This window comes from Amycolatopsis sp. NBC_00348, assembly GCF_036114655.1.
Classification (GTDB): Bacteria; Actinomycetota; Actinomycetes; order Mycobacteriales; family Pseudonocardiaceae; genus Amycolatopsis.
Genome location: NZ_CP107994.1, coordinates 8,175,954 through 8,199,985 on the forward strand (window position 1 = coordinate 8,175,954; position 24,032 = coordinate 8,199,985).

Annotated in this window: 25 protein-coding genes and 1 tRNA gene; 12 read left to right on the forward strand and 14 right to left on the reverse strand. The window is 69.8% G+C overall.

Going from position 1 to position 24,032, the window contains the following annotated elements; genetic code table 11:
• Nucleotides 1-42 precede the first annotated feature (42 nt).
• Nucleotides 43-513, reverse strand: coding sequence for a MarR family winged helix-turn-helix transcriptional regulator (locus tag OHS58_RS36255; protein ID WP_328645435.1), 471 nt, complete (start codon nt 511-513; stop codon nt 43-45).
• A 73-nt stretch (nt 514-586) separates the two neighbouring features.
• Between OHS58_RS36255 and OHS58_RS36260 the strand changes: the two genes are divergently transcribed.
• Nucleotides 587-1,780: an FAD-dependent oxidoreductase gene (locus tag OHS58_RS36260; protein WP_326945279.1), complete on the forward strand. Its 1,194-nt coding sequence runs from the start codon at nt 587-589 to the stop codon at nt 1,778-1,780.
• Here OHS58_RS36260 and dcd read toward each other — a convergent pair.
• Both dcd and OHS58_RS36270 read right to left on the reverse strand, forming a co-directional pair.
• The gene (gene dcd / locus OHS58_RS36265) at nt 1,777-2,358 is read right to left on the reverse strand and encodes a dCTP deaminase (RefSeq protein ID WP_247059392.1); all 582 of its coding nucleotides are present in this window, start codon (nt 2,356-2,358) and stop codon (nt 1,777-1,779) included. The genes OHS58_RS36260 and dcd overlap by 4 nt on opposite strands.
• 23 nt (nt 2,359-2,381) lie before the next feature.
• The gene (locus tag OHS58_RS36270) at nt 2,382-3,575 is read right to left on the reverse strand and encodes an oxygenase MpaB family protein (RefSeq protein WP_328645436.1); all 1,194 of its coding nucleotides are present in this window, start codon (nt 3,573-3,575) and stop codon (nt 2,382-2,384) included.
• Between the two features lie 110 nt (nt 3,576-3,685).
• Between OHS58_RS36270 and OHS58_RS36275 the strand changes: the two genes are divergently transcribed.
• Nucleotides 3,686-3,756: transfer RNA gene (locus OHS58_RS36275), tRNA-Gly, on the forward strand.
• Here the strand turns inward: OHS58_RS36275 and OHS58_RS36280 are convergent.
• The 4 genes from OHS58_RS36280 to OHS58_RS36295 all read right to left on the reverse strand — a co-directional run bounded on the left by OHS58_RS36280 (nt 3,748) and on the right by OHS58_RS36295 (nt 6,344).
• A complete protein-coding gene (locus tag OHS58_RS36280; protein WP_328645437.1) occupies nt 3,748-4,041 on the reverse strand; it encodes a hypothetical protein in 294 nt (97 codons plus the stop codon). The genes OHS58_RS36275 and OHS58_RS36280 overlap by 9 nt on opposite strands.
• Nucleotides 4,038-5,249, reverse strand: coding sequence for an RNA polymerase sigma factor (locus OHS58_RS36285; protein WP_328645438.1), 1,212 nt, complete (start codon nt 5,247-5,249; stop codon nt 4,038-4,040). The genes OHS58_RS36280 and OHS58_RS36285 overlap by 4 nt, the downstream gene beginning before the upstream one ends.
• Nucleotides 5,246-5,596: a YciI family protein gene (locus OHS58_RS36290; protein ID WP_247059414.1), complete on the reverse strand. Its 351-nt coding sequence runs from the start codon at nt 5,594-5,596 to the stop codon at nt 5,246-5,248. The genes OHS58_RS36285 and OHS58_RS36290 overlap by 4 nt, the downstream gene beginning before the upstream one ends.
• A 97-nt stretch (nt 5,597-5,693) precedes the next feature.
• On the reverse strand, nt 5,694-6,344 hold the full coding sequence (locus OHS58_RS36295) for a hypothetical protein (protein ID WP_326956545.1): 651 nt from the start codon (nt 6,342-6,344) through the stop codon (nt 5,694-5,696).
• Between the two features lie 88 nt (nt 6,345-6,432).
• Here OHS58_RS36295 and OHS58_RS36300 point away from each other — a divergent pair, with 88 nt between their 5' ends.
• Both OHS58_RS36300 and OHS58_RS36305 read left to right on the forward strand, forming a co-directional pair.
• The gene (locus OHS58_RS36300) at nt 6,433-6,810 is read left to right on the forward strand and encodes a nitroreductase family deazaflavin-dependent oxidoreductase (RefSeq protein WP_328645439.1); all 378 of its coding nucleotides are present in this window, start codon (nt 6,433-6,435) and stop codon (nt 6,808-6,810) included.
• An 8-nt stretch (nt 6,811-6,818) separates the two neighbouring features.
• Nucleotides 6,819-7,352: a GNAT family N-acetyltransferase gene (locus tag OHS58_RS36305; RefSeq protein ID WP_328645440.1), complete on the forward strand. Its 534-nt coding sequence runs from the start codon at nt 6,819-6,821 to the stop codon at nt 7,350-7,352.
• Here the strand turns inward: OHS58_RS36305 and OHS58_RS36310 are convergent.
• The 4 genes from OHS58_RS36310 to OHS58_RS36325 form a co-directional block, all read right to left on the reverse strand.
• A complete protein-coding gene (locus tag OHS58_RS36310; protein ID WP_328645441.1) occupies nt 7,342-7,668 on the reverse strand; it encodes an MmcQ/YjbR family DNA-binding protein in 327 nt (108 codons plus the stop codon). The two genes, OHS58_RS36305 and OHS58_RS36310, sit on opposite strands and share 11 nt — an antisense overlap.
• 38 nt (nt 7,669-7,706) lie before the next feature.
• Nucleotides 7,707-9,401: a bifunctional metallophosphatase/5'-nucleotidase gene (locus OHS58_RS36315; protein WP_328645442.1), complete on the reverse strand. Its 1,695-nt coding sequence runs from the start codon at nt 9,399-9,401 to the stop codon at nt 7,707-7,709.
• 114 nt (nt 9,402-9,515) lie between these two features.
• Nucleotides 9,516-10,295, reverse strand: a complete 780-nt coding sequence (locus OHS58_RS36320; protein WP_328645443.1) for an alpha/beta fold hydrolase — start codon at nt 10,293-10,295, stop codon at nt 9,516-9,518.
• Between the two features lie 51 nt (nt 10,296-10,346).
• Nucleotides 10,347-11,426 carry a Gfo/Idh/MocA family protein gene (locus OHS58_RS36325; protein WP_328645444.1) on the reverse strand — a complete coding sequence of 360 codons (1,080 nt, stop codon included), beginning with the start codon at nt 11,424-11,426 and terminating at the stop codon, nt 10,347-10,349.
• Between the two features lie 467 nt (nt 11,427-11,893).
• On the opposite strand from OHS58_RS36325, the gene OHS58_RS36330 reads away from it, so the two are divergent.
• The 6 genes from OHS58_RS36330 to OHS58_RS36355 all read left to right on the forward strand — a co-directional run bounded on the left by OHS58_RS36330 (nt 11,894) and on the right by OHS58_RS36355 (nt 17,548).
• The gene (locus OHS58_RS36330; RefSeq protein ID WP_328645445.1) at nt 11,894-12,538 is read left to right on the forward strand and encodes a VanZ family protein; all 645 of its coding nucleotides are present in this window, start codon (nt 11,894-11,896) and stop codon (nt 12,536-12,538) included.
• Between the two features lie 385 nt (nt 12,539-12,923).
• Nucleotides 12,924-13,475 carry a G/U mismatch-specific DNA glycosylase gene (mug, locus tag OHS58_RS36335; protein WP_328645446.1) on the forward strand — a complete coding sequence of 184 codons (552 nt, stop codon included), beginning with the start codon at nt 12,924-12,926 and terminating at the stop codon, nt 13,473-13,475.
• A 371-nt stretch (nt 13,476-13,846) separates the two neighbouring features.
• On the forward strand, nt 13,847-14,632 hold the full coding sequence (locus OHS58_RS36340; protein ID WP_326945292.1) for a response regulator transcription factor: 786 nt from the start codon (nt 13,847-13,849) through the stop codon (nt 14,630-14,632).
• Nucleotides 14,633-14,791: 159 nt separating this feature from the next.
• Nucleotides 14,792-16,627 carry an acyl-CoA dehydrogenase gene (locus OHS58_RS36345; protein ID WP_328645447.1) on the forward strand — a complete coding sequence of 612 codons (1,836 nt, stop codon included), beginning with the start codon at nt 14,792-14,794 and terminating at the stop codon, nt 16,625-16,627.
• A 192-nt stretch (nt 16,628-16,819) separates the two neighbouring features.
• Nucleotides 16,820-17,095, forward strand: a complete 276-nt coding sequence (locus tag OHS58_RS36350; RefSeq protein ID WP_326945293.1) for a GlsB/YeaQ/YmgE family stress response membrane protein — start codon at nt 16,820-16,822, stop codon at nt 17,093-17,095.
• A gap of 159 nt (nt 17,096-17,254) precedes the next feature.
• Nucleotides 17,255-17,548, forward strand: coding sequence for a GlsB/YeaQ/YmgE family stress response membrane protein (locus OHS58_RS36355; protein ID WP_247059437.1), 294 nt, complete (start codon nt 17,255-17,257; stop codon nt 17,546-17,548).
• Here OHS58_RS36355 and OHS58_RS36360 read toward each other — a convergent pair.
• Nucleotides 17,538-18,941 (reverse strand): MFS transporter, encoded by a 1,404-nt coding sequence (locus OHS58_RS36360; protein WP_328645448.1) that lies wholly within the window; start codon nt 18,939-18,941, stop codon nt 17,538-17,540. The genes OHS58_RS36355 and OHS58_RS36360 overlap by 11 nt on opposite strands.
• A gap of 111 nt (nt 18,942-19,052) precedes the next feature.
• On the opposite strand from OHS58_RS36360, the gene OHS58_RS36365 reads away from it, so the two are divergent.
• Nucleotides 19,053-19,898 (forward strand): helix-turn-helix transcriptional regulator, encoded by an 846-nt coding sequence (locus tag OHS58_RS36365; RefSeq protein ID WP_328645449.1) that lies wholly within the window; start codon nt 19,053-19,055, stop codon nt 19,896-19,898.
• On the forward strand, nt 19,895-20,659 hold the full coding sequence (locus tag OHS58_RS36370) for a leucine-rich repeat domain-containing protein (protein ID WP_328645450.1): 765 nt from the start codon (nt 19,895-19,897) through the stop codon (nt 20,657-20,659). The genes OHS58_RS36365 and OHS58_RS36370 overlap by 4 nt, the downstream gene beginning before the upstream one ends.
• A gap of 4 nt (nt 20,660-20,663) precedes the next feature.
• Here OHS58_RS36370 and OHS58_RS36375 read toward each other — a convergent pair whose 3' ends face one another.
• On the reverse strand, nt 20,664-22,487 hold the full coding sequence (locus OHS58_RS36375) for a VanW family protein (RefSeq protein WP_442875573.1): 1,824 nt from the start codon (nt 22,485-22,487) through the stop codon (nt 20,664-20,666).
• Nucleotides 22,488-23,698: 1,211 nt separating this feature from the next.
• Complete coding sequence (locus OHS58_RS36380; RefSeq protein ID WP_328645451.1) at nt 23,699-24,031, reverse strand: GroES family chaperonin; 333 nt, start codon at nt 24,029-24,031, stop codon at nt 23,699-23,701.
• Nucleotide 24,032 lies beyond the last annotated feature (1 nt).

The window sequence follows — 24,032 nt, forward strand, 5'->3', positions numbered from 1 at the left end:
CTGACACGCTCCCGTCTTTCCCGCCCTTTTTGACCCCGGTGATCACCCGCCCGGGGAATGCGTGAGCCGCGTCGTCGACTCGTGGGTGATGGCCGCGGCGGCCGCGACGAACCCGATCACCGTGCGGAGCTCGTCGTCGGAATAGCGCTCGCAGAGCTCGAGGACCTTGGCGACCAGGTGGTCCCAGAGGTGCACGCTGCGCTCGATCGCGCCCGGGTCGAGCGCGATGAGGACCTTGCGCCGGTCGTCCGGGTGCGGCTCGCGGGCGACGAACCCCTTGCGCTCGAGCCGGTCGACCAGCGCCGTCACCGACGCCGGCGCGAGCCCGGACAGCCGCGCCAGCTCCTTCGGCATCTGCGGGCCGAGCCGGGCGAGGTAGTCCAGCACCTTGCTCTCGACCGGCGACAGCCCGCGCGTCTCGGCGATCGCGGTGTGGAACATGACCGTCTCCGTCGAGAGTTCCCGCGCCCCGAGCAGGACCTCTTCGACCAGCTTCGCTCGCTCGCTTGACACGGCGACCAGCGTAGCCCACTCTTTAGTTCGACAGAACGAATTAGTTTCTAAGAGTTTCGAGGGGACGAAGGACATGACACGGGCGCTGATCATCGGGGGCGGGATCGCGGGGACGATCACCGCCATCGCACTGCACGAAGCCGGCCACGAGCCGCTGCTGTTCGAGGCCTACGACCGCGGCGCCGAGGGCGTCGGCGCGTTCCTGACCCTGGCGGTCAACGGCCTGGACGCGCTGCTGCCGCTCGGCCTGAAGGACGTCGTCAAGAGCACGGGCTTCGACTCGCCGCGGATGTCGATCGGCCTGGGCGACGGCACGCGGCTGGCCGAGTTCCCGCTCGGCGGCACGCTGCCGGACGGCACCGTGAGCCAGACGGTGCTGCGCTCGGACCTGTACGTCGCCCTGCGCGACGAAGCCGCGCGGCGCGGGATCCACGCCGGGTACGGCAAGCGCCTGATCGGCGCGAACCAGACGTCTTCGCAGGTCAGGGCCGAGTTCTCGGACGGCTCGCACGCCGAGGGCGACCTGCTGATCGGCGCCGACGGCCTGCGCTCCCGCGTCCGGACGATCATCGACCCGGACGCGCCGTCGCCGCGGTACGTGCCGCTGCTCAACACCGGCGGGTTCGCCGAGGGCCTGACGCTGCCGGACGAGCCGGGCGTGCTGAACATGGTCTTCGGCCGGCGCCTGTTCTTCTGCCACGTCGTCAGCCCGGACGGCCGCGTCTGGTGGTTCGCGAACCCGGCCCGCAAGACCGAGCCGACCGGCTCGGAACTGGCCGCGCTCGCCGGCGAGAAACTGCGCACCGAGCTGCTGGACCTGGTGTCGCGCGACCGGACGCCGGCCGCCGAGATCATCCGCGCGACCCGCGACGTCTACCCGGCCTGGCCGACGTTCGACTTCCCGACGGTCCCGATCTGGCACCGCGGCCGCATGGTGATCATCGGCGACGCGGCCCACGCGACGTCACCGGCGGCGGGCCAGGGCGCGTCGATGGCCATCGAAGACGCCGTCACGCTGGGGAAGTGCCTGCGCGACGTGCCGGACATCGCCCAGGCGCTGACCACTTACGAGGGGCTGCGGCGCGAGCGCGTCGAAGCGGTCGTCGCGCGCGGCAAGCGCAACGGCGACGACAAGGTGATCGGCCCGGTCGGCCGGGTGATCCGCGACTTCTTCATCAAGCGCGCGTTCGCGAAGCCGCAGAGCGAGGACCCGAACGCGTTCATGTGGAACCACCACATCGACTGGAACGAGAAGGTCGCGGCTTAGCGCCAGGTGTCGACGCGGTGGAAGTTCTTGTACGCCCGGCTCGGCGTCGGCCCGCGCTGGCCCTGGTAGCGGGAGCCGGCCTCGCTGGAGCCGTACGGGTGCTCGGCCGAGCTGGACAGCCGGAAGATGCACAGCTGGCCGATCTTCATGCCCGGCCAGAGCGTGATCGGCAGGTTCGCGACGTTCGACAGCTCGAGCGTGATGTGCCCGGAGAAGCCGGGATCGATGAAGCCCGCGGTCGAGTGCGTGAGCAGCCCGAGCCGCCCGAGCGACGACTTGCCTTCGAGGCGGCCGGCCAGGTCGTCGGCCAGGGTGACGAGCTCGAACGTCGAGCCGAGCACGAACTCGCCCGGGTGCAGCACGAAGGGCTCGTCGCCCTCCTTCTCGACGAGCGAGGTCAGCTCGTCCTGCTGCAGCTGGGGATCGATGTGGGTGTACTTGCTGTTGTTGAAGACGCGGAAGAACCGGTCGAGCCGGACGTCGACGCTGGACGGCTGGACCATGCCGGGATCGAAGGGGTCGATGCCGAGCCGGCCGGCGTCGAGCTCTTTGCGAAGGTCACGGTCACTGAGCAGCACGTCGCAAAGCCTATCCGGTGGGTTCAGGCCGCACGCATGTGCTGCGCATAGGTGGCATCGGGCGAGAAGAGCTTCTCAAGCCGCTTCACGTACCCACGCCGCCCGGCCTCGCCGATCCGTTCCTGCAGCGCGGTGGCCCCGGGAATGAACCGCCGCACCGTCTCGGCGGCGAAATTGACACCCGCCGCGGTGACGATCACGGCCTGCGCGAGAAGGTCGTTCGGCAGCTCGAGGAAGTCGGCGTTGGTCTTCCCGAGCACGAGCCGCGAGATCGAGGAGTGCACGGCGACGGAGACGTGCGACAGCACCTTCCCGACGGCCCCACGCCCTTCCCCGACGGCGGCGTTGGCCTCGACCAGCGCCTTCGCGAGCCGCTTGGAGTCGTCGTCGGGGATGAACTCGGTGGCGGCGAGCAGCCAGAGCAGCCGCCACGCGTCCTCTTCGTCACTGGGCAGCAGCTCGTCGTCGACGCCCATCAGCCAGCCGATGTAGCGCCAGAGGTGCAGGATGTCGCCGCGCTCGCGGGCGGAGTAGCGGAGGCCGAGCAGCTGCGTCCCGAAGACGTAGACGAGCGAGAAGAGCAGCAGCGTGCCGGCGGTCTGCACCTGGTTGACGGGCTTGTCCCAGGCGGCGTAGTCCCAGTCGTCCCGCCGATGCATGGCGGCGCGCACGTGGGCGTGCACGACCCGGATGCGGAGAGCGGAGGCGTACCCCTTGGCCCCGTGCTTCAGGGCACCGGGCGTGGTGACGTCGATCCACCAGGCCGCGGTCTCGACGAGCCGCCGGGTGGCCTTGTACTCGATCTCCCCGGTCCCGACCAGCGACTTCGTCGCGCGCGAGGCGAGGTAGCCACCCATGAGCGACATGTCGCCAAGCGGAAAGAGCCCGAGCAACCCGGCCCGCGTGATGGCCTTCGCACCGCGCTCGAGCCGCTCGTCATCAACCCAGTAGGGCTTCGCTTCGACGGCGGCGAAGAAGGCCTCCAGCGGCCCCTCGGTCCCGGCGCCGCTCTCGAGAGCGTCCTCGAAGAGCCGGTGCCCCTGGCCCCTCGGCTGCTGCGCCATCCAGGCGACAACGTCATCGGCGAGCCGATCCTCGACCTGCGCGAACTCCCGAAGCCGAGCGACCTGCCGCTCGTCACCCCGGATGTCACCCTCGATGAACAGCCGCGAAGCGAGCCGGAACCCGCCCTCCCGGAACAGCTCGGGATCATCCATCCGGCACACCTCCGACGTCGACAACAAGTGTTGTCACTTGACGCGCCGACGTCAAGGAGGGGAGGGTCTGGACAAGGGGATCACCACGCCGTGTATGCTTGCCACGCACTGCGGATGTAGTTCAATGGTAGAACATCAGCTTCCCAAGCTGAATACGCGGGTTCGATTCCCGTCATCCGCTCTCAGTCGAAAGCCCCGGATCCTTCCGGGGCTTTTCGCTTTCCGATTCACGAGCGTGACACCAGCGCACCTGATGGTCGGGTTCGTCGCGGTATTCGAGCACGCCGGCGTCGACCAACCCGAGCAGTGCCTTGTAGAGACCGTTGCCCAGCTTGTTCGCGGACCAGAAGATCCACTTGATCCCGACCCACTCTTCGTCACCGCGAAATACGCCGAGTTCGATCGCCAGATAATATTCCGCTTCCTCCAAGTCGGTCCAGTCGACCAATCGCTCTTTCAAACTCATAAGTCCATTGTCCGGGTCTGGCGCAACTGATTTATCCGTTGACGCAGGTGGGCCGCGTGACCGTCCGGAAGTCCGGTCGCCTCCGCGCGGTCCAGCGCCTCGGAGGCCGCCGGGGAACCCAAGCGGTGCAACAACTCCGCCCGCGATGCGTGCCACCACGGGTAGTCCTCCAGGCCCGGCAATGCGTCCACCAAAGCCAAAGCCGTCGCAGGGCCGTCCCGTTCCGCCACCGCGGCCGCGCGGTTCAAGCGGACTACCGGCGTGTCCTGGATCGACAACAGCACGTCGTACCAGGAGATCACCGCGTCCCAGTTGGTCTCCTCGTACGTCGGCGCGAGGTCGTGGCACGCAGCGATCGCCGCCTGGATGACGTACTGGTTCGGCACCGAGGGGGTTCGGCGTAGGCCCGCGCCCACCAACGACACGCCTTCCTTGATCAACTCAGGGTCCCAGAGCGAGCGATCCTGGAAAGCCAGCAGCACCGGCGAGCCCGACGAAAAACGGGCCTCGCGGCGGGCGTCTTGCAGTAGTACCAGCGCCAAGAGACCCAACGCCGTCGGCTCGTCGGGCATCAGCGAGACCAGCAGGCGGGCTAAGCGCACCGCCTCGGCGGTCAGCGACGCGCGGCCCGTGTAGCCCTCGTTGAAGATCAAGTACACCGTCGACGCTACGCCGGCCAGGCGTGCGGGCAGTTCTTCGGAAGACGGCACGCGGTAGGGGATCCGGGCCTGCGCGATCTTCTGCTTCGCGCGCGTCAGGCGCTTCGCCAGCGTCGCTTCAGGGAGCAGTAGCGCGCGGGCCACCTCCGCCGTCGACAGGCCGCCCAGCGTTCGGAGGGCCAGGGCGACCTGCGCATCCAGGGACAACGCCGGGTGGCAGCACGTGAAGACCAGCCTCAGCAGGTCGTCGCGGACCGAGAGTGGGTCGGGGGACGGGTCGACGGCCGGCATCGCGTCGGCCTCCTTCCCGAGGCGCTTCGCTTCGCGGCGGACGACGTCGACCGCGCGCCTGCGGGCCGCGACCAGCAGCCAGCCGCGGGGGTTGGCGGGGACGCCGTCGCGTGGCCACGTCTCGAGGGCGCGGACCACCGCGTCCTGGACGGCGTCTTCGGCGCGGTCGACGCTGCCGGTGACGCGGACCAGCGTGGCCAGTACCCGGGTGCCCTCGTCCCGGACCAGCCGCGCGACCGCGTCACCGGCGAAGGTCACTTGCCGAATTCGACGACCGGCCGGACTTCGATGGCGCCGTCCCAGGCGCCCGGGATCTGCGCCGCGACCTTGACGGCTTCGTCGAGGTCGGCGCATTCGATGAGGTAGAAGCCGGTGAGGGCTTCCTTCGTCTCGGCGTACGGGCCGTCGGTGGTGACGATGTCGCCGCCCTTGCCGCCGGTGACGTGGACGGTCGTCGCGGTCGCGGTCGGGTACAGGGCCGCGCCGCCGCGGATCACGGCCTGCGCGGCCGCGCCGAACTCGTCGTAGTCCCGCATCATGCCCGCGGCTTCGGGCTGGGTCGGGTCGACGTCGGAGGCGTAGATGATGGCGGCGTACTTGGGCATGACAGCTCCTCACAGAGGTCGGCCGGCGCCGATCGCCGGCTCTCACTGTAAGGACGAACGGCGCGGACGTCTCCAGGACAACCGCGCCGGACTTTTCTCAGCCTTCGACGAGCTCCCACTCGGCGTCCGGCGTCTCGCGGTCGTAGACCTGGCCCGGTGCGGCCTTCAGCACCGTGCGGACGTCCGGATACAGCTTCGCGACGTGCTCCAGCTCCAAGCCCTCGACCTCGAAGTCTTCCGCTTCCGGGACCTCGAAGCCGACGAAGAGCCACGTGCCGTCCTGCTCGCGGACGACCTGGCGGACCGCGCGGACCGGACGCTCCGACCCGGTCGGCAGCTCGGTGAGGCCGCTGCTGATCTGGACCTCGTCGTCCGGCGAACCTTCGAACTCCCAGGCCGCGCGGCGCTGGGCGAGCAGGCGGATGTCCTCGTCCTCGTCGTCGGAGCCGGTCACCGAGGACAGCAGCCACGCGCGGTGGTCCGGGTCCCAGTCGGCGGCCATGCCCGTCGGCAGCTCCGCGAGCGCGGCCAGCTGCGGGAGCAGCTCGAGCGCTTCCCGGACCGACAGCTTGCCGAAGTTCTCGCGGTTGACCAGCACGTCTTCCGACAGCTCGGTGCCGTCGCTGATGAACCAGTCGTCTTCGTCGTCCAGGACGACGAAGCCCAGCGCGTCGGCGTCGGTCACCAGAGCCAGGGCGATGATGACCGGTGCTTCCGGGTCCTGGCGCAGCGGCCATTCGGTCGACATGCCCCGTATCCCACCATCGGGCGACGGCGGCCCGGGAGCCGGGGTCGTCCGGTCGCTTAATTCATCGCACGTTGATATTATGGCCACCATGGTGCTCCCCAAGGGTCTCGCCCGCTTCAACCGCGTCGCGACCAACCGCGTCAACAAGTACGTCGTCAACTGGGCGCCCGGGTTCGGCATGATCGTCCACAAGGGACGGAAGTCGGGCCGGGAGTACCGGACGCCGGTGAACGTCTTCGGCACGGCGGAGGGCTACGTCGTCGCGCTGACCTACGGGCCGGACGCCGACTGGGTGAAGAACGTGCTGGCCGAGGGCGGCTGCACGGTCGTCACCCGGCGGAAAAACCACCACGTGCACGACGCCCGGCTCGTGCATGATGAGTCGCGCCAGGCCATGCCGACGCCCGTCCGGCAGTTCCTCGGCCTGCTGAACGTCCACGACTTCCTGCTGCTCAAGCGGGACTAGGGGGAACGATGCTCGAGGGGGAGCTCGTCCGGCTGCGCGCGCTGGAGCCGGAGGACGCCGAGAAGATCCACCTGTGGGTTCACGACCCCGAGGTCGGCCGGTGGATGAACAACAGCCACCCGCGTTCGCTCGCGCAGATCCGCAAGCGCGCCGAGGAACGCCCGGTCAACAGCTACGAACTGGTCGTCCTCGGGATCGAGGCCAAGGCCGACGGCAAGCTCATCGGCGTCATCGACCTGCGGGACGCCGAGCCCGAGATCGGCAACGCCGAGCTGGACGTCTACATCGGTGACGCCGGGTACCGGGGCGGCGGCGGTTACGGCACCGAAGCGCTGCGCCTGATGTGCCGCTACGGCTTCAACGCCATGCGCCTGCACATGATCACGCTCTGGGTGGTCGCCGGGAACGAGCGCGCCCGGCACGTCTACCGCAAGGTCGGCTTCTCCGAGGACGGCCGCCACCGCGAGGCGTTCGTCGCGATGGACGGCGAGCGCCACGACATGATCCTGATGAGCATGCTCAAGGGCGAGCTCAAGTCGTGAGCCGCTTCGGCGCCTTCAGTCGCCACGCCTCTTCGAGCAGCTCACGCAGCTGATCGACGTCGACCTTGTCGAGGTCGACGATGATCGAGCCGGAGCCGTCGTAGTGCGGTGTCGTGAAGAAGGCCGCGTCGCCGGATTCCAGCAACGCGGCCTTCTCGTCGAGCCCGCACATCACGACCAGGCCGCCTTCGGCCTCGGTGCGCAGCCGCGCGAACCCCTTGCCCGCCACCTTCAGCGCGGGCGTGCGGTACCAGGTCGCCGCCTCGACCTCGGGCAGTCCCGTGGCCAGGCGGACGACGTCTTCCCAAGTCGTCATGGGTCCATTGTCGACCCGGCGTCTTGGAAATACCGGAGCTACGGCAGCAGGGTGATCCGGTCCGCCGCGGGCGGGGCCAGGTTCGGGTGGGCGCCCAGGTACGCGATCAGCGCGTCCAGGTCCACCGGTCCGCCGGCCAGGTTCGTGCCCTTGGTGAACTCGGTGAAGCCGTCCCCGCCGGCGGCGAGGAAGTTGTTCACCGACACGCGGAACGTCGCCGCCGGGTCGACCGGCGTGCCGTTCACCGTGATGTTCGAGATCCGCGAGCCCTGCGGCGCGGACGCCGAGTAGCTGTAGTGCAGCGAGCTCGAGATCTGCAGGAACTTCGGGTTCACCCCCGGCGCCCACTGCTGCTCCAGCACGTTCTTCAGGTTCGCGCCGGTCAGCGTGATCGTCTGCATGATGTTCGCGAACGGCTGGACGGTGAACGCCTCGCCGTAGGTCACCACGCCGTCACCCTCGTTGTTCGCGGACGACTTGTACGTCAGGTCGGCGCGGATGCCGCCCGGGTTGGTGATCGCGATGACGGCGTTGTTCGACTGCGTGCCCGCGAGCTGCGCGTCGGCGATGACGTCGCCGAGCAAGGACTCACCGGCCGCGTTGCCCGCCGCCGGCAGGTCGGCGGTGATGGTGCCGACCGGCTTGTTCGCGATCGGCGCCGACTTCGCCTTGGCGTCGGCGACCAGCGCCGAGACGGCCGGGTCCGGCGTGACCGTGCGCGTGACGATCTCGTTGTGGGCCTGCGTGGCCGACCGGACGACGTCGCGCGTCTTCAGGTTGATCTTCAGGTCCACCACGGACAGCAGGCGGCCGAACGACGCGCCCTGGATGACCGTGCGCGGCTGGCCCGCCGGGTCGTTGATCACGCAGTTGTACTGCTGGTGGCTGTGCCCGGTGAAGATGGCGTCGACCTTCGGGGTCACCGCCTTCGCGATCGCGGTGGCCGGGCCGGGCAGCACCCGGCAGTCGTTCGGGCCCTCGATCTCGGTGCTGTCGCCCTGGTGCAGCAGCACGACCTGGGACTTGACGCCGAGGAAGTCGAGCAGGTTCGCGGTGCGGTTGATCGCCTCGACCTCGTCACCGAACTTCAGGCCCTTGATGGCCTCCGGCGTGACGACGGTCGGCAGGTCCTTCAGCGTCGCGCCGATGACACCGATCGGCACACCGCCTTCGAACTTGACGGTGAACGGCAGCAACGCGGGCAGGCCGTTGGTGAAGTACACATTGGACCCGAGGAACGGGAAGTCCGCACCCTTGAACTTCTTGTCGAACTGGCAACCGTCGGTCGGGTTGCAACCGCCGAACTGCATGCGCTGCAGTTCCTTGTAGCCCTCGTCGAACTCGTGGTTGCCGACGACGGACGCGCTCACGCCGATCTGGTTCAGGAAGTCGATGGTCGGCTCGTCGTGGAACAGCGCCGAGACCACCGGCGACGCGCCGACGTTGTCCCCCGCGGAGAACACGAGCGAGTTGCGCACCTGCGCGCGAAGCTGCTTCACGTGCGTCGCCAGGTAAGCGGCGCCGCCGGCGTCCACTGTGGTCCCGTCCGACTGCGTGACCCGGCCGCTGGAACCCGACGGCGGCTCGAGGTTGCCGTGGAAGTCGTTGAACGTGATGATCCGGACGTCCGTCGTCGGATCCGGGCGCTGGCCCGCGGACGCGGGTGCGGTGGTCACCGCCGTCGTCGCCAGCGCGGCCGCGGCGAGCACCACGAGCCGGGTTGAAAGCCTCATGCGTGTTTCCTCCGATTCGCGCCCAAGGTCCCCACACGGGCGCACGGCGGAGGATTCTGCCTCGCGGCGGAGTCAACTACCAGGGTCAAAAGACGGACGTAAAGCGAATGTCATCTAACGGCTTCCGGCGAGCAGGGTCTTCGCGACCAGCTCCGGGTCGTCGCTCATCGGCACGTGCCCGCAGCCCGGCAGCAGCGTGAACGTCCCGTTCGGCGCGACCTTCCGCAGCTCGGCGACGCGCGGCCGGGCGAGGACCCGGTCGCGCTGGGCCCACGCGATCGTCACCGGGACGCCGGTGACCGGGCCCGTGAAGCGGAAGCTGCCGCGGGACTGCGCGGCGGTCGGCTCGAAGCCCGGCGCGGTCGCGAGCGCGTGCGCGTCTTCGGCGACGATCTCGGGCGAGAGCAGCTCGGGGCGGCCGACGATCATCCCCACCAGCGCCTTCCGCCCGGCCGCCGTCGCGGCCAGCCGGCGCACGACGTTCGGCGGGGTGCGCTGGGCGAGCGCGCGGTGGGCCTTGAGCGTCGCGATCGCGTAGAGCTTCTGCCGCCGGTTCCACAGCCCGGCCGGCGACAGCGCCGTGACGCTGCGGACGAGCCCGGCGCGGCCGAGTTCCAGGGAAAGCAGCCCGCCGAGCGAGTTGCCCGCGACGTGCGGCCGGTCGAGGCCGAGCTCGGTGAAGAGGTCCTTGAACATCACCAGCGCCGGCTCGACGCCGTAACCGCCGGCCGGCTCGGGCGACTCGCCGAAGCCGGGCAGGTCGACGGCGATGACGTCACGATGCGGCGTGAGCAGCGGAAACACCGGCGCCCACGCCTGGCGGCGGTGCCCGATGCCGTGGATCAGCACCAGCGGTTCGCCGTGGCCCGCGCGGTCGTAGACAACGTCGTCCATTACCCGAGAGTAGGTCCGGGTCCGCGGAAAAGCTACAACCGCCGGTAACAGTTACTCTGCGTCCGGGTGAACCCGCGTCCCCGCGTCGGCCGACCGCTGGACGGCGTCGAGCACCCGGTGCACGCGCAGCGCGTGCCCGAAGTCCGGCAGGTCGCCCTTGAGGTGCCGCGCGTAGGCGTGCGCGACGTTGTACGACGGTTCGGACGCGCGCCCGGCCAGCTGCGGCAGCTCGTACCGCGCCGGCACGGCGAGCCGCTCCAGCGTCCCGGTGCGGCTGCCGCGCAACGTCAGCTTCGAGATCCAGAACAGCGGGTCCGCGGCCTCGACGACCAGGGTGCCCTCGGTGCCGTTGATCTCCCAGAGGAAGTCCGTGGCCGGCGACGTCCCGCCGCGCAGGTGCAGCGACACGATCGCGCCGCCGGTCAGCACGCCGGAGACGGCGATCTGGTCGGGCACGGTCATCGGGACGGCGTCGCCGGTGACCTCGTCGCGCACCCGCGGCCGGACGGTCGCCATCGTGGCCGACAGCTCGGCGAACCCGCCGAGCACCATGTGCAGCGTGTCGGCGGTGTGCGCGAACGGGATGGTCAGCAGCGTCGCCCCGCCCTCGGGGTGCAGCTGGTAGTCACGGCCGGCGCGGACGCTCGAGCCCCAGTTCCCGCCGGACGCGATCAACGACGTCGAGAGCACGCGGCCGACGTAGCCGTCCTTGATGAGGTCACGCAGGTAGCGCAACGCCGGCGCGGAGCGGCCCTGCAGCCCGACGGCCGTCTGACCGTCCTTCGCGGCTTCGGTCAGCTCCCGGGTCTCCGCGAGGCTGACGCCCAGCGGCCACTCGCTCAGCACCTGCTTGCCCGCGGCCAGCGCGGGCTCGATGAGCGCCCGGTGCTCGGGCACCTTCACGGCGACGACGACCAGGTCGACCTCCGGATGCCGCGCCAGCTCCCCGGCGTCGCCGAAGGTCAGCGGCACGCCGTACTTCTCGCCGGCCACGCGCGCCGACTCGGCGCTGCTCGCGCTCAGCGCGCGGAGCTCGTAGCCCTCCACCGCGGCCAGCGCGGGCACGTGCGCGGTCGCGGCCCAGCCGCCGTTCGCGCTGAGCCCGACGATGCCGACCCGGACCGGTGCCATGAGCGTTCCTTTCGTTTCCCCCACAAGACTTACGTGCCGAGCGTCGCGGTCATTCCCGCGTGAGCGCAAGCCACACCAGATGGCGGCGGCCGTTGCCCGGAACGTCTTCGCTGTCTCCGGTGGGCATGAAACGGAGCCGCTCGCAGCCGCGTCTCGCGCGGCGTTCCCCTCGAAGACGTGCACAGCGACGGCTTCCGCGGCCGCCACGCGGACCGCGTCCACGAGCCGCGCGGCCGGGCCGTGACCCCGCGGCTGTGGCGCAACGCACATCGGGAAGACCAGCCATTCGGCCGCACGCGGACGAGCGAGCCGGAGTTCTCCGGTGTGTCCGGTAACACCGGATGTCGCGGCCACCGGCCCTGACCGATCGGCCCGTCGCCGGGTCGGCCAAGTGGCCGATGGGGGTGTCCGGCGTCCGGCTGTTCGACCGAAGCGGCACCCCGGGCAAGATCCATAACGTCGGTGGCATGACGAACGCACAGGTCACCGCCCTGCAGTACGGACTCATCGGCTTCTTCGCGCTGTGGACCGTCGTGCTGGTGCCGCAGCTGCTCACCCAGCTCGCGCGGCACGGTGGCCTGCGGCTGCGCGGCATCGTCACCACCGCGGCCGTGCTGCTCTACGGGTGCATGACCTTCGCGGTCGTCTTCCTGCCGCTGCCCGGGCCCGGCACCCGGCGGCTGGGCCAGACCGTGCAGCTGCACCCGTTCCAGTGGATCACCGACATCCACACCGAGCTGCTGAAGCACGGTGAGCCGCTGTCGCAGTGGTTCATGACGCAGACGTTCCAGCAGGCCTGCATGAACGTCCTGCTGTTCGTCCCGCTCGGCGTGTTCGCGCGGATCCTGTGGCGCCGCGGGCTCGTCGGCACCACGCTGATCGGCTTCACGGCGTCACTGCTCATCGAGATCACGCAGGTCACCGCGAACTTCGGCACCGCGCCGTACGTCTACCGCATCTTCGACGTCGACGACCTCGTGAACAACACGTTCGGCGCCGGCGTCGGCTGGGTGTTCGGGGCGCTCCTGCTGGCCCTGCTGCGGGCCAAGCCTTCAACGGTCGATGTGCAGCCGGCCCGGAGCCAGCGGATCCACCTCGCCCAGACGCGCTAACCGAGCCTTGCGCTGCAGAGCGGCGCGCTTCGCGGCACGGCGGTCCTCGAGAACGACCACGATGGCCGCCACGGCCAGGACCAGCGCGACCAGCCCGAGGACGATCGGAAGCTGCACGAATCCTCCTCGGTACGACGCTGTGCGGGAGATCACACAGGGTACGCAGGTCAGTGGCGAATTCGCTACCCCCGGCAACGAGCCCGTGCGGCGAACCAGGTCCGGTCCGCGGAGAGCCGGGCGTCGAAGCTCAGGTCGGCCGAGGTCAGGACGACGTCGCGCGCAGCCGGTTCGCGAGCCGAACACGCGGAACCGGATGGGTGATCGACGTCGCGGGCAGGGGGACTTGTGCCGTGCCGGTCCGAAAGTCGTACCGGAGACTGGACGGGTGAACACCCGACCCACCAAGGACCAGCTGACCGCCGCGTACGGCACCACCATTCCGGACGTCATCGCGGCCGGCCTCGACGTGCTGTTCTGCGGGATCAACCCCGGCCTCTACTCCGGTGCCCTCAAGCAGCACTTCGCGCGGCCCGGGAACCGGTTCTGGCCGGCGCTGCACGGCGGCGGCTTCACCCCGCGGCGGTTCACCCCCTCCGAGCAGGACAAGCTGCTCGACCTGGGGCTCGGGGTCACGAACGTCGTCGGCCGGGCCACCGCCCGCGCGGACGAGCTCACCGACGACGAACTGCGTGACGGCGGGGAACTGCTGACCGCGAAGGTGCTCGAATTCCGGCCGCGGTGGCTGGCCGTGGTCGGGATCACGGCGTACCGGACCGCGTTCGGCTTCCCGAAGGCGCGCGTCGGCCCGCAGGAGCTGCTCATCGGAGGGACACACGTGTGGGTACTCCCGAACCCGAGCGGCCTGAACGCCCACTGGACGCCCGACGGGCTGGCGGCGGAGTTCGCCGCGCTGCGGGCCGCGGTCGTGAGTCGCTAGCCCCGCCCGCACCCTGCTGACCAGTCACAACCCGCATCCAACCGGCACCTTGGACGTTAGAGGGGGACGAGCCGGGAGGACGCGAATCGACACGGGCCACCCTCAGTAGCACCCGCCGCCCCATCAGGTCGTTCTGCTCCCGGTCGAGCAGCCGTCCCGGAGGGGTTTTCTACCCAGAGTTTGCTGTAACCGGCGGGTTGGGCCATGAGGGGGAACTGGCGTCATGAGCTGCGAACTTGCGACTCGTACCAAGCAGAGGGAGTCACTTTTGGCCGGTCCCGGCAGGGGGGACCGGGTGGTGCCGGATCGCGTGAAACCGAGGGGACACGTCCGGCGTCCCAAGAGCGACGGCGCAGAGACGGAGGCCCACGATGCACGGCATCGAGCCCACCCGCAGGCCCACCGGGCCGGCCGGACCCGGCGGGCGCAGTCTCGGCGTGGCTGTCGTCGATCCGATCCCGATCTACCGCGACGGCCTCGCCGCGCTGGTCCACCGCAGCCAGGGGCTGCACTGGGCCGGCCAAGCGGCGAGCCACCACGCCGCGTTGCAGCTGTGCGAGCAGGTGAAACCGGACGTCGTCGTGCTCGATTCGGCGCTGGATCCGAACTGCCACCTGACGAAGCTGCTCAACGCCGGCGACCCGGCGCTGATCATCGTCACGCTCGTCCGTGACGCGAATCGCACGCAGCAGTACCTGGCGGCCGCGATCGCCGCCGGGGCGCACGCGATCGTGCCGCGGTCGATCGATTCACGACGGCTCGCCGAAGCGATCCGGCGGGCCCACACCGAGCGCCGGTACATCGACCCCGGACTGGCCGCGCTCACCGCCAGGCCGAAGCGCTCGACCGTGCCGAAGGGGGACCTCGCCCACGACAGCCCACCGGCGCCGCGCGGCGGGATGCCGCTGTCCAGGCGCGAATACCAGGTGTTGCAGCTGGTCGCCGAGGGGCTCGAGAACTCGGCGATCGCGAAGCTGCTCTTCCTGTCCGTCGAGACCGTGCGGACCCACGTGAAGAGCATCCTGCGGAAGCTTTCGGCCCGCGACCGGACACACGCCGTGACGATCGCCTTCCGGGGCGGGATACTGATCGTCCGAGCGGACGACGGCCACGTGCCGGTGACGGCGGACACAACGGCCATCCCCGGCAACCGCTGACCCGGGTCACGCTGCTCGGGGCCCACTTTTCGGGGGATTTCCAGTACTCGGAAGTGCGGATCTGCTTGCTCCAGTTACCCGCAGGTAATATCCTGAAGTTACCGGCGAGTAAGGCGAGTGTGTGCCCGGCCGGGGAGCCGAACACATTGGAGTGACGACATGGGCCACTACAAGAGCAACGTCCGAGACCTGGAGTTCAACCTCTTCGAGGTACTCGGCGTTCAGGAGCGCCTGGGCAAGGGTGTGCTCGCCGAGTCGGACGAGGAGACCGCGCGCGGGGTGCTGGCCGAGCTGAACAAGCTCGCGTCCGGCCCGCTGGCCGCGTCCTTCGCCGACGCGGACCGCAACCCGCCCGTGTACGACCCGAAGACCTTCAGCGTCAAGATCCCCGAGTCGTTCAAGAAGAGCTACCAGCAGCTCCTCGACGGCGAGTGGTGGCGTCTGGGCCTGACCGAGGACCTCGGCGGCTTCGGCCTGCCCCCGACCGTCCAGTGGGCCGCGTCCGAGCTGATCCTCGGCGCCAACGCCCCGCTGTTCATGTACCTCGCGGGCCCCAACTTCGCGATGATCGTGAACAAGAACGGCACCGAAGAGCAGAAGCACTGGGCCGAGCTGATGATCGACCGGGCCTGGGGCGCCACGATGGTGCTGACCGAGCCGGACGCCGGCTCCGACGTCGGCGCCGGCCGCACCAAGGCCGTCCAGCAGGAGGACGGCTCCTGGCACATCGACGGCGTGAAGCGGTTCATCACCTCCGCCGAGCACGACATGAGCGAAAACATCATGCACCTCGTGCTGGCCCGCCCCGAGGGTCCCGGCATCGAGACCAAGGCCGGCACCAAGGGCCTGTCGCTGTTCCTCGTGCCGAAGTTCCACTTCGACACCAGGACCGGCGAGCTGGGCGAGCGCAACGGCGCTTTCGTCACGAACGTCGAGCACAAGATGGGCATCAAGGCCTCGACGACGTGCGAGCTGACCTTCGGCCAGCACGGCACCCCGGCCAAGGGCTGGCTGCTCGGCGAGGTGCACGACGGCATCGCGCAGATGTTCCAGGTCATCGAGTACGCCCGGATGATGGTCGGCACCAAGGCCATCGCCACGCTGTCCACCGGCTACCTCAACGCGCTCGAGTACGCCAAGGAGCGCGTCCAGGGCGCCGACCTGCCGAACATGCTGAACAAGGCCGCGCCGCGCGTCACCATCACGCACCACCCGGACGTCCGCCGCTCGCTGATGCTGCAGAAGGCGTACGCGGAGGGCCTGCGCGCGGTGTACCTGTACACGGCGTCGTTCCAGGACCAGCTGTGGACCGGCGAAGGTGACCAGAAGGTCGCGCACGGCGTCAACGACCTGCTGCTGCCGATCGTCAAGGGTGTCGGCTCCGAGCGCGCCACCGAGCAGCTCGTGCAGTCGCTGCAGACCCTCGGCGGGTCCGGCTTCCTGCAGGACTACCCGATCGAGCAGTACATCCGCGACGCCAAGATCGACTCGCTGTACGAAGGCACCACGGCGATCCAGTCGCTGGACTTCTTCTTCCGCAAGATCGTCCGCGACAAGGGTGCGTCCCTGGCCTTCGTCGCCGGCGAGATCACGAAGTTCATCGAGTCCGAGGCGGGCAACGGCCGGCTCAAGAACGAGCGCGGGCTGCTCAAGCAGGCCCTCGAGGACACCCAGGGCATGCTGGGCTCGCTGATCGGCTACCTGACGGCGTCGCAGGAAGACCCGCAGAACATCAACAAGGTCGGCCAGCACACGGTCCGGCTGCTGATGTCCGTCGGCGACTTGCTCATCGGCTGGCAGCTGCTCAAGCACTCCGAGGTCGCCATCGCCAAGCTCGACGCGGGCGCGTCCGCCAAGGACGTCCCGTTCTACGAGGGCAAGATCGCCGTGGCGTCGTTCTTCTCGAAGAGCGTGCTGCCGGAGCTGACCGCGCGCCGCGCGATCGTGGAGGCCGCGGACAACGCGCTCATGGAGCTCGACGAAGCCGCGTTCTGAGTCACGTCCGAAGGGGCCCTTACCGCTGGGGAGGGCCCCTTCGCCGTGTCCGGCAGACGTAGTAACGATGCGGCGGCGAGGAGGGTAATTCCCGGTACACCGTGTTTCGCCGTCACCCACCCGGGGCATTCCGACCATCGAGCCGCGGAGCCCCGGAACACCGGGACCGCGGATCCCTTGAGAGGAGAAGCGATGACTATCGCCGGCATCGTCAGCGCCATCATCATCGGCCTGATCATCGGTGTGCTCGGGCGGCTGGTCGCACCGGGCAAGCAGAGCATCCCGATCTGGTTGACGATCCTGATCGGTATCGTCGCCGCGTTCATCGGCACGGCGATCGCGCGTGGCATCGGCTACGCCGACACCAACGGGATCGACTGGCTGGAGATCCTCACCCAGGTCGTCCTCGCCGCCATCGGCGTCAGCATCGCCGCCGGGGCCTACGGCCGACGCGGCGTATCGAGGTAACGCGCCAGCGCACCACCACCAGGCCGATCCGGCCCGGTTCGCCGTCGGGGGCGGGCCGGGCCGGATCTTTTTGTGTGTCACCCCATCGAGGGTTCAAACGGGCAGGTCGCGCCGGGCGGTGTCACGGTTGTTCTTATTCGGCAATCCGAGGAGGCACCCGTGCTCGGCGGACTTTGGGGCATCATCTCGACGATCATCGTGGGCCTGATCCTGGGCGTGCTGGGCCGGCTGTTCGCGCCCGGCGACCAGAAGATCCCGATCTGGCTGACGATCGTCGTCGGCATCGTGGCCGCGTTCATCGGCAACTGGCTCGCCGGCGTGTTCGGCGTCCGGGACACGAACGGCATCGACTGGATCCGGCACGTCTTCCAGATCGTCGCCGCCGTCGTCGGCGTCATCGCGGCTTCGGCGATCTACGCGCGGATCAAGGGCGGCAGCCGCACTAACGCCTGACCGACGCGCGCGCCAGCACCACGGCGAACCCGGCTCCGACGAGCAGCAGCACGGCGGCCCCGGTCATCGTCGTGGTGATGGCGTGCGCGGACGAACCCCCGGCCAGGGTCAGGAAAGCACTCCCGAACGTCGCGACGCCGACGACCTGGCCCAGCTGCAACGTCGTGGTCAGCAGCCCGCTGACGTCCGCCGCGCTCGCGAGCGGGACGTGCGTCAGCGAATGCGCCATCAGGGACCCGAACGCCGGTCCCATCGAGAGCCCGAAGAGCATCAGCGCCACGAAGAACAGCGCGCCGCCGTGGCCGCCGTCGCGCAGGCTCAGCGCCAGCAAGGCGTACGCCGCGGCGGATCCGACGTACCCGATCGGCGTCACCGCCGCGTGGACGCGCGCGGGCAGCTTGTGCCAGAAGAACCCGCACAGGCCGAAGACCACACCGCCGGGTGCCATGGTGAGCCCAGCCGTCAACGCTGTGTCACCCAATCCGGTCTGAAGGTGCAGGGCCAGACAGAACAGGAAACCGCCGTACGACGCGACCCCGGCGGCCAGCGCGGCCAGGCCCGGTGCGACGCCGCGGATCCGCAGCACGTCGAGGTTCACCAGCGGATCGCGCACCCGGCGTTCCACGACCACGAACAACACGGCCAGCAGGGCGCCGGCGACCAGCGAGGCGAACGTCCAGGCGGGCCAGCCGGTCTCGTGCCCGAGCACCAGCGGCAGCACGACCAGGACCACGGCCGGCACGGCGATCGCGAGCCCGGCGAAGTCGAGCCGACGGCCGTTCCGGGCGCCGCCACCGGGCACCAGCTTCGCCGCCAGCACCGCGACGAGCACGCCGATCGGCACGTTCACCAGGAAGATCGGCCGCCAGCCCGCGCCGAACAGGTCCGCGCCGACGAGCACGCCGCCGACCACCTGACCGGCGACGAACGCGACCGAGATGACCGCGGTGTACGCGCTGAGCGCCTTCGCCCGCGCGGGACCGCTGAACTGCGCCTGGATGACGCTGATGACCTGCGGCATCATCAGCGCGGCGCCGGCGCCCTGGGCGATCCGGGCGACGATCAGCGTTCCCGCACCGGGCGCCAAGCCGCACAACAGCGAGAAGACCGTGAAGGCGACGACGCCGGTGACGAACATCCGGCGTCGCCCGTACAGCTCGCCGAGCCGGGCGCCGGTGATCAGCAGCATCGCGTAGCCCACGGTGTAGCCGGACACGACCAGCTGCAGCGCGGCGCCGGACGCGTGCAGGTCGGTGCGGATGTCGGTCATGGCGACGTTCACGACGGTGACGTCCAGCAGCGCCATGAACTGGCCGAGCAGCAGCACGCCGAGCATGAACCACGGCCGCGTGCTCCGGCCCGGGACGGCCGGGGCCGGGGTGGTGAGTGTCATGCCCCTGACCCTGCGGCTCTTTCGCTTGCGGTACCGAGAGTCCGGTGATGCTGGTACTGGCGGCACCTGCTTCGTTCCAAAACTGTCGTACCCCTCGGGCACTATGCCGACATGACCCAGACGCAGGTCCCCGTGAGCCGCCGAGAGGAACTCGGCCGGTTCCTCAAGGCGTGCCGGGCGCGGATCGGCCCCGAGGAGGTCGGGCTCGTGCCCGGCCCGCGCCGTCGCACGAACGGGTTGCGGCGGGAGGAGGTCGCGCTGCTCGCCGGCGTCGGCGTCACCTGGTACACGTGGCTGGAGCAGGGCCGGCCGATCAACGCGAGCGCGCAGGTCTTCGACGCCGTCGCGCGCACACTGCGGCTGGACCACACCGAGCGGGAACACCTCTACCGGCTGGCGGAGCTGACCCCTTCGCGGCTGCCGTCTGCGGTCGAGGTGGTGCCGGACGCGGTGTGCGAGGTCTTGCGCGCACTGGAACCGTTGCCGGCCACGGTCGTCAACGGCCGGTTCGACATCCTCGAGTCGAACGCGGCGCACGAGGAGCTGTTCTGGGAGTGGCACAGCCTGCCGTGCCTGCACAAGAACCTGCTCTGGTGCTGCGTCACCGAACCGAACGCGCGGGCGTTCCTGCTGAACTACGACGAGGAGGTGCCGCACATGGTCGCGCGGATGCGGGCCGAGTACGGCCGGCACCTCGGCGACCCGTGCTGGGCGGAGGACATCCGGCGGCTTTCGGCGCTGAGCCCGGAGTTCGCCGAGCTGTGGGCGCGCAACGAGGTCGCCGAGCCGCTGGCCCGGCTGCGGCGGTTCGACCACCCGCGGGCCGGGCGGCTGAACTTCCGGCTGACCGAGCTGGCGGTGTCGGAGGTGCCGGGCCTGCGGATCCAGGTGTCGACGCCGGACGACGCGGCCACCTGGGCGTTGCTGCCCGCGACCCGCCGCCGGGAGGGCTCATGACGTGGCTCGATCTGAGCGGGCAGGGGCTGACTTCGGTGCCGTCGGTGCCGGACGACGTCACGCGCCTTGATCTGGATCGCAACCGGCTGACGTCCGTGCCGGCGCTGGGTTCCGCGTTGGAGCACTTGAGCCTGTACGCGAACGAGATCTCTGTCGTTCCGCCGTCGCTGTGGCGGCTGACCGGGTTGCGCGTGCTCAACCTGGCCACGAACTCGTTGACCGAGCTGCCACCGGGGATCTCCGCGTTGTCGTCGTTGCACACGCTCGACCTGGGGCACAACCGGTTCCCGGCGTTGCCGGACGAGCTGGGTGACCTGGCCGGGCTGACCAAGTACCTCTACGTCAGCGACAACCGGCTGACGGAGTTCCCGTCGTCGTTGTGCCGCCTGGGAAAGCTGCGGTACCTCGGGTGCACGGACAACCGGATCGAATCGCTGCCCGACCTCTCCGGGCTCGCGTCGCTGCGCGAACTCCGGCTCTACCACAACGAACTGACGGCGTTGCCGGAGTCGATCGGCGCGCTCGGTTCCCTGCGGGAGCTGCACCTGCGGGGCAACCGGCTGCGCGAGCTGCCGGCGTCGATCGGGGCGTTGAGCGAGCTGCGTCAGCTGGACCTGCGGGAGAACTCGCTCGTGACGCTGCCGGCGTCGGTGGCCGGACTGTCCAAGTTGGACAAGCTGGATCTGCGGTGGAACAAGCACTTCCGGGAGCCGTCGTGGCTGCGGGACTTCGAGGAGGCGGGTTGCATGGTCCTTCGCTGACAACTCAACACAGGATCGTCGGACGCGGACCGTAGGTCGCGGTGTGCGACGTCCGGCGGACCTCGGCACCGCTCGCGACGTCGTAGAGCACGCGTGTGTCGGTGACGCTGAAGCCGGGCGTGCCGATCGACGGCTGGCACGGGGTGGCGCCCCCGAACTGCACCGGCGGCGGGTCGCCGGGCGTCTGCCCGCCGGTCGAGCCCTCGACGCGGTAGTGCCGGGTGCCCCAGATCCGGACCGTCACGGAGTCGCCGGACACCACGGCCTGCAGGGCGATGCCGGTCTGGGCGTCGTCGGTCAGCTTGAGCTCGACCGGGCTGCCGTCGGCGTTGATCGCCTTGGCGTCGCGGCCGACGGGGTAGCGGTCGAGGTAGGTGTCGTGCTCGAGGTGACCGCCGTCGGCGAGGCCGGCGAGGTAGCCCGCGTTGTACAAAGTGGACGCCAGCTGCGAGACGCCGCCACCGACGACGGTCGGACCGGTGCCGTCCTCGTTGGCCGGGGCGGGCACGTAGCCGTTGTCCGCGGTGCGCGGGCCGGAGCGGCCGCCGAGGCTGAACGTCTCACCGGGCTTGACGATCGTGCCGGACACGCGGTCGGCCAGCGTGCGGTTGTTCGTCGCCGCCGGACCGGTGAGCCCGCCGGTGGTGAACTCGCCGATGACCTCCGTGATGCCGAGCGCCCCCGCGGCTTCGATGGTCACGCCGGGCTTCGACGCGTTGTAGGCGACGGGCAGATCGCGCCCGTCGGTCTTCTTGAGGACGTCGATCAGCGGGAGGAAGGTCTTCTCCCAGTTGATCTTCCGGGCGTCTTCGGACGGGTCGACGGTCGGCTGGTCGCCGGCGAAGACGATCTGCGCGTCCTTGCCGTCGGACTCGGTGCTCGCCAGGCCGTCCTTGAGCGCGGCTTGCAGCTTGCCCTGGTCGATCCGCACCTCGACGGCACCGCCTTCGACGGGCGCGAACTGGAACGAGGAGGCGATCGCGTCCGGCTTGAGCGGCACGTCCTTGCCCTGCCCGTGCACGACAACCGGCTTCGCCACAGCGGGCACGACGATCTGCTGGAACGCGGCCTGCACCCCGGCGGCGGTCGCCCGCACCGGCGTGATGGCCATCGCCAGCTTGACGCCACCCGGGTCCAGCCAGTGCTCGGTGACGGCGTGGACGGCGCCCGCGAGATCGGTCAGCTGCTGCCCTTGGCGCGGCAGGATCGGATAGGGCGTGACGCCGCCATCGCTGCCCGGCAGCGGCATGAACCCCACGGCACCTTCGGTGGCGGCGTGGTCGAGCTTGCCGTCGGCCAGCGCGCGGACGGCCTGACTGGTCTGGTTCTCATCGGTCCGGGTAGCGACACCGACCTCGCGACTGGTGAAGAAAGACATGATCCGGGTGATCGGACTGAGCGGCTGGTGCCCGGCGAGCCCCAGGGTGTTGGGCCAGTCGAGCCCCAACCCCGACTGCGACGGAACGAGTTCGGCCTGGACATCCCCACCGTGCACAACAACCGGCCGGGTAAGCCGAGGCTCGAGTTCCTTGCGCAGCTTGGCTTCCGCCTCGGCATGGGTCATGCCACCGACACCGATCCCGGCCACGGTAACCCCCCGCGGCACATCACCGGCACTGGAGAGAAGGTCGACGGCGTAGAGAATGACGAAGAGCCCCAGCGCAAGCCCGACGATCATCATCGTGCGAGCAACCCCCTTGCGCAGCTTCCGCGCAGGAGTCTCCGGCGGAGGCGGGGCCGCGGGGTTCTCGAGGAGTTCGCCAAGCAGGTCCTCAGCGAAGAGATCAGTGGTGACAACGGCATCGTCGACAGGCTCAGCACCAGGCACAGCCTCGATGGCCACAGTCTCAGCAGCGGCAACAGCCCGCTCATCCGGCCACGGCCCAAGCTGCCCCGCACCCCCAGCGGACTCACTGGGCCACGCCCCAAGCGGCGCCGCAACCCCATCAGACTCAACCGGCCACGGCTCAGACCGCGCCGCACCCTCGGCAGCAGCACGCTCGTCCGGCCACGGCCCTGGCTGCGCCACGTCCTCAGCCGCGGCAGCTGGTTCATTCAGCGACAGCACAGATTCGGCACCGTCTGTGGCCGGCGCCGCAGACTCCACCGCCACGGGCTCGTCCGGCTGCAACGCAGGCTCGGCAACGAACCCCGTCTCGGCAGGCGCCACTTCAACCGCGACCCCTTCCGGCAACGGCCCGAACTCAGCGGCGGGCCGTACCTCCGCAGCGGCCTCGGTAGCCACAGGGTTCCCGAATCCACCGGCGACGGACGGCACCTCGACCGTAGGCACTTCCGGCGACAGCGCGGGGTCGCCGGCGGTCAGCACCTCGGCACCGGCCGAACCGATCGCCACAACGACCCCGGATTCGGCGGCGAACTGCACCTCGCCCGCGGACCCGTCCCACAACACCCCGGAATCAGCCGCGGCTGGCACCTCAGGACCAGCCACTCCGTCCACGGCGGTCGACTCGGATTCAGCAGTGAACTGCGCCTCACTCGCAGACCCGCCCCGCGACACCCCGAAATCAGCGGCGGCTGGACCGGCCACTCCGTCCGCAGCGGTCGACTCGGAATCAGCGGCGAACCGCACCTCGCCCTCAGGCCCAATCGGCAACACCCCGGGATCAGCGGCGGTTGATACCTCGACACCAGCCGCTCCGTCCGCAGCCGCCGACTCGGAATCAGCGGCGAACCGCGCCCCGGCTGTGGACTCATTCCGCAGCGACCCGGAGGCGGCGGCGAGGGGCAACTCACCGTCGGGCGATCCGGTCGCCGCAGCAGGGTCAGGTTCAGCGGTGGGTTGTGCCTCGGCAGGCGGCACCTCGGCCGCAGGCTCCTCCGTCGGCGAGTCCGCACCAGCACCCGGCTCCGCGGCAGCCGACCCGTTCGCGGCGGGTGGCTCCGTAGCTGACCCGTGCGCGACAGCTAGCTCCGCGGTAGTGGCGAGTGGCTTCGGTTGGCCGGCGTCCGGTGCTTCGCGCGCGTCGGCGCGATCGTGCGCCTCGTCGTCTGCCACGCCCTGCCCTCCGCGGGGCTCTAGAGGTAGAGCCCGGTGCCGTGTTCGGTTCGCTCGGTCGCCACCGCGTGGATGTCGCGTTCGCGCATCACCAGGTGCCCCTCGCCCTGGATCTCGACCTCGAGCTGGTCCTCCGGGTTGAAGAGCACGCGGTCGCCGATATTGACGTTCCGCACACTGTTCCCGATGCCCAGTACATCACCCCACGAGAGGCGGCGCGCGACCTGCGCGGTGGCGGGGATCACGATGCCACCGCTGCTGCGCCGCTCGCCCTCTTCCGGCGACAGCCGCACGAGTACCCGGTCGTGCAGCATCTGGATCTCGAGTTTCGGCCCGTCAGACACGGTCCGCATC

Excerpts from the sequence above, each read along its gene's own strand:
- OHS58_RS36270 (WP_328645436.1), bottom strand. The coding sequence starts at position 3,575 with ATGGATGATCCCGAGCTGTTCCGGGAGGGCGGGTTCCGGCTCGCTTCG.
- OHS58_RS36300 (WP_328645439.1), top strand. The coding sequence starts at position 6,433 with ATGGTGCTCCCCAAGGGTCTCGCCCGCTTCAACCGCGTCGCGACCAAC.
- OHS58_RS36320 (WP_328645443.1), bottom strand. The coding sequence starts at position 10,295 with ATGGACGACGTTGTCTACGACCGCGCGGGCCACGGCGAACCGCTGGTG.
- OHS58_RS36315 (WP_328645442.1), bottom strand. The coding sequence starts at position 9,401 with ATGAGGCTTTCAACCCGGCTCGTGGTGCTCGCCGCGGCCGCGCTGGCG.
- OHS58_RS36305 (WP_328645440.1), top strand. The coding sequence starts at position 6,819 with ATGCTCGAGGGGGAGCTCGTCCGGCTGCGCGCGCTGGAGCCGGAGGAC.
- OHS58_RS36365 (WP_328645449.1), top strand. The coding sequence starts at position 19,053 with ATGACCCAGACGCAGGTCCCCGTGAGCCGCCGAGAGGAACTCGGCCGG.
- OHS58_RS36360 (WP_328645448.1), bottom strand. The coding sequence starts at position 18,941 with ATGACACTCACCACCCCGGCCCCGGCCGTCCCGGGCCGGAGCACGCGG.
- OHS58_RS36340 (WP_326945292.1), top strand. The coding sequence starts at position 13,847 with ATGCACGGCATCGAGCCCACCCGCAGGCCCACCGGGCCGGCCGGACCC.
- OHS58_RS36380 (WP_328645451.1), bottom strand. The coding sequence starts at position 24,031 with ATGCGGACCGTGTCTGACGGGCCGAAACTCGAGATCCAGATGCTGCAC.
- OHS58_RS36310 (WP_328645441.1), bottom strand. The coding sequence starts at position 7,668 with ATGACGACTTGGGAAGACGTCGTCCGCCTGGCCACGGGACTGCCCGAG.
- OHS58_RS36260 (WP_326945279.1), top strand. The coding sequence starts at position 587 with ATGACACGGGCGCTGATCATCGGGGGCGGGATCGCGGGGACGATCACC.
- OHS58_RS36330 (WP_328645445.1), top strand. The coding sequence starts at position 11,894 with ATGACGAACGCACAGGTCACCGCCCTGCAGTACGGACTCATCGGCTTC.
- OHS58_RS36280 (WP_328645437.1), bottom strand. The coding sequence starts at position 4,041 with ATGAGTTTGAAAGAGCGATTGGTCGACTGGACCGACTTGGAGGAAGCG.
- OHS58_RS36295 (WP_326956545.1), bottom strand. The coding sequence starts at position 6,344 with ATGTCGACCGAATGGCCGCTGCGCCAGGACCCGGAAGCACCGGTCATC.
- OHS58_RS36370 (WP_328645450.1), top strand. The coding sequence starts at position 19,895 with ATGACGTGGCTCGATCTGAGCGGGCAGGGGCTGACTTCGGTGCCGTCG.
- OHS58_RS36345 (WP_328645447.1), top strand. The coding sequence starts at position 14,792 with ATGGGCCACTACAAGAGCAACGTCCGAGACCTGGAGTTCAACCTCTTC.
- OHS58_RS36325 (WP_328645444.1), bottom strand. The coding sequence starts at position 11,426 with ATGGCACCGGTCCGGGTCGGCATCGTCGGGCTCAGCGCGAACGGCGGC.
- OHS58_RS36290 (WP_247059414.1), bottom strand. The coding sequence starts at position 5,596 with ATGCCCAAGTACGCCGCCATCATCTACGCCTCCGACGTCGACCCGACC.
- OHS58_RS36350 (WP_326945293.1), top strand. The coding sequence starts at position 16,820 with ATGACTATCGCCGGCATCGTCAGCGCCATCATCATCGGCCTGATCATC.